Genomic DNA, 13,136 nt, shown 5'->3' with positions numbered 1-13,136 from the left:
TCATAGTGGCAGATTATTGAGTCCGCACGATCGCACACCTTTACCAGACTAACCCAGACTAACAAAGATTGACGCTATGCGACTATTTAAGTTTTTTCGCCCCGCACCTCGAATCGGTGCTCGTTGGTTCGCCCTAATTTTAGGAATGACCATCGCTTTGAGTGCTTTAGCAATCAATGCTGCACCCGCTACCGCCGCTGACGGCAAAAATCCGCCCAACTTACAGTTCCAGAGTTTCCCAGCCACCGCCGCGAATCCGCAACTGTTAGCGCTGCGGAGTCCGGAACTCCCGGGGGATACCGGCAGTTTTGTGACGGCCGCCGTCGATTTAGTCGGGCCCGCAGTTGTCCGCATTGATACCGAGCGCACTGTCAGCCGCAACCTCGACCCCTTAATGGAAGACCCCTTCTTCCGCAGATTTTTGGGAGAAGATTTGCGCAGCATGACCCCCAGACAAGAACGGTTGCGCGGTCAAGGTTCCGGCTTCATTATTGACAAAAGCGGGATTGTTTTAACCAACGCTCACGTAGTTGACAAAGCCGATCGAGTGACTGTCACCTTAAACGACGGCAGAACATTTCCAGGAGAAGTGCAAGGTACTGACGAAGTAACTGATTTGGCAGTTGTCAAAATTAATACCAAGGAAGTTAACTTGCCCGTGGCAACCCTAGGAGATTCCGACGCGGTGAAAGTAGGAGATTGGGCGATCGCCGTGGGCAACCCCCTGGGATTTGACAACACCGTCACCTTGGGCATTATCAGCACCCTCAAACGCTCCAGTGCAGCCGTCGGCATTCCCGACAAGCGGCTCGATTTCATTCAAACCGACGCCGCCATCAATCCCGGCAATTCCGGCGGCCCCCTGTTAAACAGCAGAGGAGAAGTGATTGGCATCAACACGGCGATTCGAGCTGACGCAATGGGTATTGGCTTTGCGATTCCGATCGACAAAGCCAAGGCCATCTACGCGCAGTTAGCCAAGGGAGAACAAGTCAGCCATCCGTTTTTGGGGATTCAGATGATTGCTTTGACTCCTGAAATGGCCAGAGAGAATAATTCTGACCCCAATGCTCCTTTAATTGTGCCGGAAGTCCAAGGGGTGTTAGTGATGCGAGTTGTGCCAAATACGCCTGCTGAGGCAGCGGGGGTTCGCAAGGGGGATGTCATCGTTCAAATTGACGGTGAGGGAGTGACTGAGCCCGAACAGTTGCAAAATTTGGTGGAAAACAGCAAAATCGGTCAAATTCTGGAACTGAAGGTGCGCCGCGGTGCCCAGATTAAAGAACTTCCGGTTCAAACTGCTCAACTGAGAGATTTTTAACTAGAAGGGGAAGGGGGGAAACTGTTAAAACCCACATAAAGTTTGTAGTGAGGATTTTAGTCCAATCTAAATATTTTTAGGTAAGCTGTTGTGCATTTTAATTGTATGTTGAAGGCGGGATCTGCTGCCCACCCCACAAGAGTGAAAAATTATTTTATCCTGCAATTTAAATGGGTCTTAGCTTAATAGGGACTAAAATACTTACTACAAACGAGTTTTATTATGGGTGATTGATATGACACGAATTCAACTTGCCTATCCCAAAATTCCAGATAGTAAAAATTGCCCTAACGAACAATGTATAGCTTTTGAAAAGTACGATGGTACTAATTTGCATTGGGTTTGGGAAGTAGAACTCGGTTGGTATGCTTTTGGTACGCGCCGCAGTAGATTTGATTTGGATCAGATGGGAATTGCTGAATTTAACGCTGCACATCCAGGTTTAGAAGCAGCACCTGAAATATTTAAAAGAGACTTTGCTAGTCCCTTAGAGTCTATTTTTCTAGAAAACGAACAGTATCACTGTGCTGAACTTACTGTGTTTACAGAGTTTTTTGGGGCTAGCTCGTTTGCGGGAATGCACCAAAAAGACGATCGCAAACAATTGGTGCTTTTTGATGTGGAAACCGATCGCGGTATGGTTATTCCCGAGCGGTTTATTAAGGATTTTGGTAAATTAAATATTGCGCGAGTGATTTATCGGGGCAAACTGACGGGCAAGTTTATGGACGATCTTCGCAAGGGGAAATACGGGGTAGATGAAGGTGTGGTGTGCAAGGGAGGCCGCAATGCTAATAATCTGTGGATGGTGAAGATTAAGACTGATGCGTATATGCAGAGATTGCGGGAAGCTTTTAAGGATGATTGGGAAAATTACTGGGAGTAATATCAAACTGATAGATCGACTGTCACAAGCCAAAGTGGGAGATATCGGCAATCCCCTAGGATGTGACAATACTGTTGCGTAAGTCATCAGGAATTAAAGTATATTGGTCATAATCAATAGACAGCCAATAAAAAAATCAGGGAAAATTTAGTTATGACATCTGTGGAGCTTGAAAAAAAAGCCATGACTGAAGAAGATGTGGCAAAGTTATGGGAAGCGTTCCAAGTATTTGACGCGGACGGGAGCGGTGCTATTTCATCAGAAGAACTAGGTCAAGTGATGCGATCGCTAGGCCAGAGTCCTAACGAAACCGAGCTGCGCGACATGATCAAAGAAGTGGACGTAGACTTGTCGGGCAGTATCGATTTTGAGGAATTCAAAATGCTGATGGTGTCCCGGCAAGGCGATCGCCAGAGTCGTCTCAAAATGGCATTTAGTGTATTTGATGAGGATGGCAGCGGTCAAATCACTAAAAACGAGATGCAGGGTGTGATGAGCCAGTTTGGGCTGACAGACCAAGAGCTCGATGAGATCGTCAAAGAGGTAGACCATGACGGCGATGCCTCAATTGACTTTAAGGAATTCTGCAAACTGGTACCCGATGAGTCAGAGATCGCAACCGGATATCAAGACTCGCCGGTTCCGGTTGTTAGTTCAGAAACCACCGAGATTTCAGATAGTACAGCCGCTGCGATCGCAACTACAGCAACTGCTATCAACGAGGCAGCTTCTGCCACTATTGAACCTAATCTAGAAGAAGCACCCACCGATAGCAATCCAGAAATAGCGAGACTAAAAGAACTACTCGCGCAACACCCACAAGCTGAGAAGAAGCGCGGTACGTCCCGCTTGCAAATGCAGATTGGTTTGTTTCGTCTGATCCAGGGAGCAGCCTACCGCAGCTTCCGCGAGAGTTTCTCGGCCAACCACGAGACTCACCTGCGCGTGAGAAACTTGCCATACAGAATCGCTGATTTTGTGCAATTTGTCAGGAGTGCGATCGGGCTTTATAAAGGATTGGGTGTAGTAGAGTCGGCGTGCAACCCTCTACTGGATGCAGTAGTTAAATCGCTCGATGATGAATATGCCCGACTGCAAGATCGCATCAAAAACTGGAAGACTATAGAAAAAACTCCAGAAATGTTGGCAGAACAAAAAGCCATGTTGGAAGCGCGGGGTAAGTCTGCCTCCGCCAAGGAAAAGTTTGCCGCGGGAGTCGAGTTTGCCATCACCATTAAAAAGAAAAGTCTCAACTTGCGGGACATCGCCGAGGGTGTGCTTGCCGTCAACGAACTCAACCGATTGAGAAAAATGGAACTGAGTGAGGAAATGGCACCGCCACCAGCCAAATCAGAAGGAGATCCAAAAGAGTACCTGAAGAAGTGGAACCGCGTCATCCTCTCGGATGCCTCAGAGGAAATCGATGGTGCGATGATGCCAGTGGCATATTGGTATGAAGACTTTATGCCGAAGCTGTTGGCTGCCTTCAGCGTCAGCACAGCAGCAGACATCCCCTTCAACACGGTGGCTGACGAAGCAGCTTTAAACCAGTGGTACGAAGCTACCAAGGCGTCAGGGGAATTTGGGCGCTATGGGGCGGATGTTGCAGAGGGCTTTGCCAAATGCGCTCCAAAACAGAAGTTGATGCTTCAACAGGCATGGCGCTTGACGCACAACTACCTGAATGGGGTACAGAAACGCCGCGAACGCTTGGAGTTTGGGCGCGAGTCTGGCGAACTTTCGCAATATGTATCGTTCATCGATGTGTATATCGATCGCAGTGAAGTAAAGAATTCACAAATGCGCGTCAGCTTCCCTTACTATATTGGCCCTGCGGTGTGGCGTTTCTTCCACACTACGGCTGAAATCGTCTCTACCAAGACCCCCCAACAGCAAAAAAGTCTGGTGGCCGTCTTCAAGGATTTCTTCAAGCTGTTTGCCACTATGTATCCCTGCCCCTACTGCCGCCACCACCTCAACGCCTACGTCGTGCAGAATAAAGAGGTGGAAATGTACCCTGTGGAGTACCTCGTGCTTGGGCGCGACCCGCGTCTGAATAACTTTGAGGTATCAATGGAGGCGAAGCTGTCCACCGTAGTAGATGGCGATTCTCTGCGCTTATTCTTCTGGAAGCTGCACAATACTGTCTCCTCATCAATTGCGCGATCGGAGGAGTGGTATCACAAGGATGAGAAAGCATTTTATACCACTCGTTATTGGCCCAGCATTGACTCTGAGCTAGCACGAGCCAAGGCCCTCAAACACATTAGCATTGCCACCGATCGGATGTACCGCCTCTACGGTATGCTCAAGCCTGCGGCACGACTGACAGGGGTGAGAGCAACATTGCAAAAGCTGTTGGATAAGCGGGATGAGGAAGGCATCAAGGAGGCCTGCTTAGTTGCCCAAGATTACATCAAAGAGTTGGAGGAGGCGATCGTCACCGGACAATTCTTACAAGAGACATATTACTTTGACCCTGACCTTGTGGATGAAGCTCCTGTCTTCACTCCTGAAGAAGAGGAGTTTGCTCGCAGCGGTGTGTTCGTAGAGGTTGCTTAGATATCAGCAAGTAAAAAGTTAAGCTTAAAAGCTTAACTTTTTACCTCTTCAAAATTTCGAGAGAACTAACAGTATCACTGTGCTGAAATTACTGTGTTTGCAGAGTTTTTTGGTGCTAACTCGTTTGCGGTAAGGGACAAAAAGGACGAGCGCAAACAACTGGTTCTTTTTGATGTGGAAACTGAGGGCGGTATGGTTGTTCCCGATCGGTTTATTCAGGATTTTGGTAAATTAAATATGGCGCGAGTGATTTATCGCGGCAAACTGACGGGCAAGTTTATGGACGATCTTCGCAAGGGGAAATACGGTGTAGATGAAGGTGTTGTGCAAGGGAGGCAGCAATGCTAATAATCTGTGGATGGTGAAGATTAAGACTGATGCGTATATGCAGAGATTGCAGCAAGCTTTTCAGGATGATTGGGAAAATTACTGGGAGTAATATCAAATCTGAAGACTAACTTTTTTCATGAATCATCGAGTAGTGCGATCGCTGAAACCTCCTCTTTTGCTCCCCCTTTACCAGAAGTGTTGACAAAAAACCTATCTTGTGCTGAGATGGCAGTGCTGAAGGTGCAGAGCGATCGCGTGAATGTCCGGGTGGGGGCTGAGGTGGCGGATTACCTGTACCGGATGGCTGCGGGCAATCTCAAACGGTTTGTTACCTATTTTGGCTTGGAGAGTAGGATGGCGCGATCGGTTTATATTACACAGCAGCCGGGAGAGCAGCAATTAACCAGCCTCTAGATTTAAACCAACCCTACAGCCGCTCTGAAATTCCCCGCGTGTGCTATCTTGATTGTGGAAACTACCCCTATTTACAGTACATAAAATTACTATTGCTATGTCAACAATAAAACCATCAGTTAGAGCTACCGATATTGCTGAATATATTCGTTATCAATCCTGCGATCGCCGATTTAAGTTAAAATTTAATAATTACGAACTTGCGAAACAAATTCCTTTCTCTGAGTTAATTTTTGCTACTTCTTTAGATCCAGTGCTGGAAGAAGCAGGTCGAATAAGAGAGAGCGAATGGGAAACTTCACTCCAAAAATCTGGTTTTCTTGATTTAACTCAAATCAATTATAAGTCTAGCCCAGACCAAGCAACTGACTGGAATGACTTTGTTAAAGAAATACAAAATTTACAAGCAGAACAACAAGCTTATGGGCGAGAGATTTCCCTAAATGGAAATCTTGAAGAATTTAATATTCGTGGACAAATTGACTTCATCGTTGTGTTGTGGGAAAATAATGAACTTAAACTGCGATTAGTTGAAGGTAAAGCATCTCGGAAAGATCGAACTTATCATCAAGTACAGGTTGCTTTGTATCGAATGCTTGTACGGAAACTGATAGAAGAAAATCCAATTAGTATTAGTGGAATCAACCTGAAACCTGAAAATATTGAATGTGTTGTTGTCCGCATTGATGAAAATACCAGTAAAAGTCAGGACATCATTCAATCTCAAGCCCTCAATCTGGATACGATAGAAGCTGATATTAATCGTCTAATAGCATCTGATGGGACGTTAAAACGTATTATTGAAACTGACTTAGCTGACTTAACTTATCAGTTAGATAAAAAATGTAGTGACTGTACATTGAGTGTCCATTGTTTAGCTGAAAGTGCAAGAGAACGTCGTTTAGAATTGTTGGGAATAGATTCATCAATTGTGGCTGTATTGAATAAAGCAGAGGTAAAGACTATTGATGATTTAGCGGATCTCGATTTAAAAGGTAATCAAGTTACTCAAATTCAACAAAGTATAAGTTTTACAGAGAATTTAGAACTTCTTAAATTGAAAGCGGAAACCCGTAGGCATACCCTTCCTGGTGGAGATTTTAATCCAGATACTTATGAAGTACAAGCACTACCAAATTATTCAGGAGGTCAAAGTCAACTACCAGAACATTTAATTAATGGTGAACGTCTTATCCGTGTCTACCTTTCTGTTGAGTATGATTATGTTGAAAATCGAATCGGTGCGCTCGCTGCTCATGTCACGAAAAGTGAAGGAAAAGTAGATCCTAGATTTGAGAAAAATGAAGATGACAAATGGCAACCCGATCCTAAAATAAAAGAATACATAGAGGAAGGAAACGATGAAAACGATAAACCTATTTATAAAGTAAAAGAACTTGAAGGCGCAGATGTAATTAAGTTCAAAACATCAGCCTGGACAGGAGAGTATAAAGAAGATAACGGTTCTGAAAAAGAGCTAATACAAGGATTTTTATTAGAATTAGTTGATACGATAGCTGAAGTCGCAAAAACAGAAAAAGCCCCAATTCATTTTTATGTTTGGTCACGTCAAGAAATGACCCAACTGGTTGAGGGGTGTTCTCGTGTCAGTTCCCAACTACTGAGTCATTTACGAGAGTTACTTGGTTGTCGTGAAAGTTTAGAACAACTAATTTACTCTTGTCTTTATGATGAAGTAGATCGTCGTTATGCGTTAGGATGGACAGGAAGAGATTTAGCGGTGGTAACCTCTCTTAAGTGGTTTGGACGACGTTATCACTGGCAACGAGAGATTTCTGGACAATTGGTTAATTTAGATCAGGTTTTTTCTCAAGATGTCTTCGACTTTAAAAACAATTTAGAAATAGATATTAATAATCAATGGGCTACATCAAATTCTCAAAATGTCCGTAAACATCAGTTTGAGATTCGGCTAAGATATTTTAATTCTCTAAGTGCAGCTTATTGGCGTGCCTATTGGCGACAACTTCCTAACCCTAATTATCCAACACTTACATCTAAATTAAAAAACTCTATTGAACGTTACAATCAAGCACAAAAACCGAATTACTTAAAAGAGTATTTCCGCGCTCGTACTCATGCTATTAGATGGGTTGAAGAGGGAATTAGGTTTAAGAATTCAGAAATAATTAAAGAACCTTTGACCATTGCTGATTTGCCAGATTTCAATTTAGGTGTAGATGATGCTGCTCAAGCAGGTATTGATTTTCTTCGTTTAGATCAGCACGTTAAGGTAACAGATTGGATTGCTAATCATTTAATCCCACCAATCTATCGTGTTTCTTTGGGGAGAACAATCCCTGTAAAAAATGTAGTCTCACAGGGAAATAATAGATTAAGAGCAGAGATTAATCTTGATAGATACAATATTAATCCTGAAGTTGTGCAAGCTAACTGTACCATTGATGTAGGTTCTTTTGTTAGGCTTAGTCCTAGTTCTGATGATCCACATCAAGGTCAAACAATTAATCAACTTTTTTCTGGTGGAAGTACCTGTGTGGTAGAAGCAATTGACTGGGATAGTGGAGAGATTGAACTTGCAGTTAGACAAACACGAAGTCCAGATCGTTATCAACTTCGTGGTCGTTTTTTCTCAAATGGAGAAGATATTTATGATTATGCCACTATTGATGAAAGTCCTTCAGATTTTGTGGCTGGAAGAGTTGATCAGAAACTACAAGACAGTCAAGGAAATCCTGTTTGTCAGTGGTTAGCTCCGCAAAATCCTCAAATTCCACCCCAAACTGCTCTTTCAGCGAGTGATTTAGAGAAATATAGCAATCTACTCCGAACTTTACCGCTATCAAACAGTAAAGAGCTAGATGATAAGCAAATTGCAGCAGTAATAAATGGACTACAAACAAGAATTCAACTTTTACAGGGGCCACCTGGTACAGGTAAAACAGAAACAACTGCGATCGCTACTTTTATGAGGAGCTTAGCACGTCGTTCTGCTGGCGATATTGTTCTTGTTACGGCTCATACTCATACGGCTGTAGATAATTTACTTTTACGTTTAGACAGCCTTTTACCCATTTTGAATCAGCACGCAGCTAACTCTGGACTTAATGCACACACAATTCAGTTGAGTAAAGTACATTCTTCAGAAATTCAGCCTACAGGTGGAAATATACAAGACTTTTCCTCTCTATCTTGTGTTAAGAAAGTTAATCAAATGCTTTCTACTGCTGTATTAGTTATTGGTGGTACAACCAGTGCAATTTTGAAGATGGTAGATGAATTAAATGATAAAGCGACGTTTCTTAAGAAATATCCTCAAGGTTTTAAAACAACTACTCTAATCGTTGATGAAGCAAGCATGATGGTATTTCCTCATTTTCTTGCTTTAGCTACATTAGTCAGAAATGACGGTGAGATTATGTTAGCAGGAGATCATCGACAACTTGCTCCTATTGTTACCCATGACTGGGAAAATGAAGACCGTCCTCCTGTTTTACTTTATCAACCTTACGTTAGTGCCTATCAAGCGATTCAAAATCTTAAAGAAAACTTAGATATTAACGTGACTGATGAATCAGTTATGCGCTCTGCTTTAGATTTTACTCATCGTTTACCTCCAGTGATTCGTGAACTTATTGCACGTGTTTATCGGAAAGATGATATTGAGCTAAAAGGAAAAGAAAAAAATCAAGGTATAGAAGAAAAAGAAGTTACAGGAACTTGGCAAAAACTTTTACAAGGAAATGGAGGTCTTTATCTTGTCCTTCATTCAGAGCGTCAGTCAAGACGCAGTAATACACTTGAAGTAGAAATAATTAAACAGATTCTCGATGCAGGCGGAGAAATTCCTGATAGCTCTGTTGCAATTGTAACTCCTCATCGCGCCCAAAGAACACTACTTAAAACAGAGTTATCAGGTTATTATGAAAATGCTGTTGATGTGATTGATACTGTGGAAAAATTACAAGGTGGCGAACGTCCAAATGTTATTGTTTCCGCAACAGCAAGCGATCCATCTGCAATTAGTAAAAATGTGGAATTTATCCTCAATCTCAATCGATCAAATGTTGCGTTTTCGCGGGTTCAAGAAAGATTAATTGTTGTTTGTTCTAAAACACTCCTAGATTACATTCCGGCAGAATTTGAACATTATGAAGAAACAATGCTGTGGAAGGCATTGCGCTCTGAATGTTCACAGCTTATTTTTAATGAAAATGTTAATGGGCATAAAGTAGAAGTATTCACGCCTCCTTTCAAGAACAAGGAATGAGTGTTTTGCTCAAGCAAATCATCCCACTAACTGAAAGCTAAAGGCTGAGTTCTGTTCCTCAATTAATCCTCCCCGGTCTGTCCATAAAATCCGCAGAAACCCTACTGGAAGGAGTGTTGGAAACTCAGTTTTTTTGGCTTGTTCGGCTAGCAGCACTACCTTACTTATTGGCTCACCTTACGGAACAAAAAGACGACCAACGCCCATCCAGGTTTCGATATCCAGCAAGATTTCCAGAATACGATCCACACAACGATTTCGATAGACTCGATCGGCTAAAAATCGATCGGCATCTCCAATCGTAATCACAGGTAGGGAATCCACTGTATTTTCTTCTCGGATCACCTGTTCCAGGGAGTCTTCACCCTTCATGCTGCGGTTTGCAGTAAGCAAGATCATTTGATTTTCCTGAGCAAGTCGCCAGACAACTCGATCGTTACTGTCGATCGACAAATTCATCTGCTTGAAAGTCACCAAACGAATTGGGAGTAGATTTAACCAGCCTTGACTCGCAATATTGCCCAATAAAATTTCTGCATGACCTCCAAGATTGTGATCGATCAGAAAATTCATGCTTCTAGTTCGTGTTTGGCTTTCTGCTCTTGAAGTTTTGCCCAAAGAGCCTCTCGACCGGGTTTGGGTGGCATCGCTGCAACGCGGGCAGAATGTTCGCGATTGCGCTCTTCCCAGTAATGCTGAATTTCCTTAGCTTGCTTTAAAACAACTTGATACTCTGCTTCGACTTCTGCACGATTTGCCTCAATGTAGGATAAAGCAACGTTAATCTGATCCTCTGTTAAGTCAAACAAGGAACGGATAAACTTCGGGGGATATTGAGCCGTCAAATAGTCCATCACATCATAGAGAGTGATGCGCGTACCTGAAATTGTCAGTCCGCGCTCTGTACGAATAATGATTGGTTGGTTGTTGGATACTGAAACCATACCCATAGCCTCTGAAACAGTCTAGGAAATAATCCGATCGTACCTTACAAATTTGTGATGTCGTGTTTGTAGAAATCTTTGAGCAAATCCACCAGACGCCCCCTACACAAAATTAGCCGGATCTTGATCTCGCCGATGCTTCAGCAGAATCGGAGAACCTTGGCCATCACCCACCAAAGCCGCCGTTTCCTCCAACGCTTCCCTCAGCCGCTTGGCCGCGTAGATGGACATATCCCGCGGCACATTCACCCGATCGCGCAAATACCGCAAAGCCGCATCAGAACCAGCAGGCGGCGTACAAACTTCGCCAGTCATCATCAAAGTTAAAGCACAACGCAAAGCTTCATCAAATAAGCTGTCATCAGCAGGATTGACTCGAACGATGTTGCGGTGGTGCTTAATGACGCGATGAAGTGCTTCAGCGCGGGAGGTTTCCGGTTCTGGATACATCACATCCGGCAGTCCAGCCCAAGGCCCATTATCCACGCGGGCTTTATTGAGAAGCATCTGAGGTTCGCCGTTTTCATAACACCCGCCCATCTGAGGCGGTAAATCGTGGACGTGGGTATGAAAATCGCTCTGAGTGCCGCGATAGGTAGGGCGGGTTTCCATCGCCGCAAACCAGTCAGCAAAGCGCGGGTTTTCTTCCCGCATTGAGTAGCCTTTGTAGTAGTAAAGACTGGCATTCATCCGTTCCACGTAGGGCGTAAAGATCACATCCGCAGTGCCAAATTCATCGAGGAAATAAGGCCCAGGGGTGCTAGCCAGAGCCTTTTCTACCTGGGCGACGACGCTGATAAATTGGTTGCGGTTGTGCTGTTCTACTTTGGCTGAACTTGCTGGGTAGCACAGCCAAGAGCACCAGGCCCTAAACAGCAGTCGTTCTAACCGCCGCAGGGGTATTACTGCGGGGTTTTCCATGCCCAAACCCAAGGGGCCATAGACTCGTTCGAGGGCGATTAAGATATCATCGCTTTCGGTGATGATGCGGCCGTCTAGTTCGATCGCCGGTAGCATTCCCGATGGCACTTTGCGCTTGTACCAGCTTTCCTTTTCCCCATAGCAGAACATAGTAACTTTCTCAATGCGGTAGGGGATTTGTTTTTCTTCCAGCCACAGCCAGATTTTTTGGCAGTAGGGACACCAAGCATGGTTATCGCGGTACAGGATGACTCGCACATCGGATTCGGTTTTACCAAAGAGGCGCAACCGGGCTTGGGCGTTCGTTGGCCCGTTGACGCGATCGAGTTCAAAGTCTGTGAGGGCTTCTAGTTCTGTCCAGCTTAGGGGGGTCATGCGATTGTAGATTTTAGATTTTAGATTTTAGATTTTAGAGTGGAGAATTGAAGACAGCGATTTCTTTGTGGCAATAATAGAAGTTACGCACCAACTCTATTTGTAGGGTACGCAGTGCGCACCTTACCCCTACCAATAGCGCATTCAACTATTTTTTGGTCTTAGTCCTGAATAAGATAGTTGGCTCTGAGTTAAAAAAGGCTTTGAGGACTCAAGTCCTCATTACAAACGTAACTAGAATTAAGGCGACATTTGCGGAGACGGTGGGGCGTCTTCAATTTTGGCGAGTGCTGCTTTAATTTGGGGAGTGGCCAGGAAGTTTTGGGTAGCTGCGATCAGGCGATCGCCCCAGAGGTTTTCTTTGAGGAAATTTACAGTGGCATAGCGTTTGTCCAATTTCAGGGCAGCTTCTCCCATTGCTAAACCTTTTTCTTGGTCGCCTTTGGTGTAGAGTGCCACTGCTAGAGCTAGCATTGATTCTGCTGCTTTGTTGTCGATCGCGATCGCCTGTTCCCAGCGTTTGATAGCGCCATCGGCATCTCCCATTTCGTATTTGACTAATCCGATATTATTAATAGCGGGCCACAGGTTTTTTTCTAAAGCAAAAGCTTTTTCGTATTGGGAGATCGCCTGATCGAACCGCTTTAGCTTATAAAAAGCATTCCCTAAATCAAATAATGCACCTGGAGTGTCTGGTTTTAGTTTCAACCCTGCTTGCAAATATTCAACTGCTTTCTCGTAGTTCGCTTTCCGAAAGTGAGCTTCTCCCAAGACAAATTTAATTGATGAATTTTCTGGCGACAGAGATTGAGCTTGCCCTAAAGCTTCAATGCCTTTGTCAAACTGCTCGACTTGAAGGTACAAGCTGCCTAACAAAGTCCAAGTTTGAGCATTTTTGGGGGCTAACTGTGTGGCGAGTTCGGCTCTGGGTACGGCGAGTTCGTACTGCTGGAGTCTGGCTAGCTGGACGGCTTCTTCTGCAAGGCTCAAGGCTGTCTGTTCGAGTTGGGCCGAGTCAATTTTCAGGGTGTAAGGCAGAAGTGCCTGTGCGACAGCAGGCTCGGGCATTGCCCCCAAACCGAGTGCGAGTAGCAGAGATAATAGTAGAGGAATCCGATTAGGCACGCGATC

General features: G+C 44.4%; 10 protein-coding genes. 6 read left to right on the top strand and 4 right to left on the bottom strand.

Annotated elements, in window-relative coordinates:
• The first annotated feature begins 76 nt into the window (after positions 1-76).
• From QUB30_RS00790 to QUB30_RS00765, 6 genes are all read left to right on the top strand, one after another.
• Positions 77-1,321, top strand: a complete 1,245-nt coding sequence (locus tag QUB30_RS00790; protein ID WP_333327663.1) for an HhoA/HhoB/HtrA family serine endopeptidase — start codon at positions 77-79, stop codon at positions 1,319-1,321.
• A 235-nt stretch (positions 1,322-1,556) separates the two neighbouring features.
• Positions 1,557-2,207, top strand: a complete 651-nt coding sequence (locus QUB30_RS00785) for an RNA ligase family protein (protein ID WP_333327660.1) — start codon at positions 1,557-1,559, stop codon at positions 2,205-2,207.
• A 153-nt stretch (positions 2,208-2,360) separates the two neighbouring features.
• Positions 2,361-4,769 carry an EF-hand domain-containing protein gene (locus QUB30_RS00780; protein ID WP_333327657.1) on the top strand — a complete coding sequence of 803 codons (2,409 nt, stop codon included), beginning with the start codon at positions 2,361-2,363 and terminating at the stop codon, positions 4,767-4,769.
• Between the two features lie 93 nt (positions 4,770-4,862).
• Complete coding sequence (locus tag QUB30_RS00775; RefSeq protein ID WP_333327653.1) at positions 4,863-5,117, top strand: hypothetical protein; 255 nt, start codon at positions 4,863-4,865, stop codon at positions 5,115-5,117.
• 69 nt (positions 5,118-5,186) lie between these two features.
• Positions 5,187-5,513, top strand: a complete 327-nt coding sequence (locus tag QUB30_RS00770) for a hypothetical protein (protein ID WP_333327650.1) — start codon at positions 5,187-5,189, stop codon at positions 5,511-5,513.
• Between the two features lie 52 nt (positions 5,514-5,565).
• On the top strand, positions 5,566-9,765 hold the full coding sequence (locus QUB30_RS00765; RefSeq protein WP_333327647.1) for an AAA domain-containing protein: 4,200 nt from the start codon (positions 5,566-5,568) through the stop codon (positions 9,763-9,765).
• Between the two features lie 177 nt (positions 9,766-9,942).
• Here QUB30_RS00765 and QUB30_RS00760 read toward each other — a convergent pair whose 3' ends face one another.
• The 4 genes from QUB30_RS00760 to QUB30_RS00745 all read right to left on the bottom strand — a co-directional run bounded on the left by QUB30_RS00760 (position 9,943) and on the right by QUB30_RS00745 (position 13,130).
• The gene (locus QUB30_RS00760; RefSeq protein ID WP_333327643.1) at positions 9,943-10,338 is read right to left on the bottom strand and encodes an ACP S-malonyltransferase; all 396 of its coding nucleotides are present in this window, start codon (positions 10,336-10,338) and stop codon (positions 9,943-9,945) included.
• Complete coding sequence (locus QUB30_RS00755) at positions 10,335-10,709, bottom strand: DUF433 domain-containing protein (RefSeq protein WP_333327641.1); 375 nt, start codon at positions 10,707-10,709, stop codon at positions 10,335-10,337. The genes QUB30_RS00760 and QUB30_RS00755 overlap by 4 nt, the downstream gene beginning before the upstream one ends.
• A gap of 102 nt (positions 10,710-10,811) precedes the next feature.
• The gene (locus tag QUB30_RS00750) at positions 10,812-12,005 is read right to left on the bottom strand and encodes a glutathione S-transferase family protein (protein ID WP_333327638.1); all 1,194 of its coding nucleotides are present in this window, start codon (positions 12,003-12,005) and stop codon (positions 10,812-10,814) included.
• Positions 12,006-12,245: 240 nt separating this feature from the next.
• On the bottom strand, positions 12,246-13,130 hold the full coding sequence (locus tag QUB30_RS00745; RefSeq protein ID WP_445300458.1) for a tetratricopeptide repeat protein: 885 nt from the start codon (positions 13,128-13,130) through the stop codon (positions 12,246-12,248).
• Positions 13,131-13,136: the final 6 nt, after the last annotated feature.

This window comes from Microcoleus sp. BROC3 (genome assembly GCF_036702515.1).
Taxonomy (GTDB): Bacteria; Cyanobacteriota; Cyanobacteriia; order Cyanobacteriales; family Microcoleaceae; genus Microcoleus.
The sequence above is the reverse complement of the archived record's forward strand: the minus strand, read 5'-3'. Positions and strand labels throughout refer to the sequence as shown.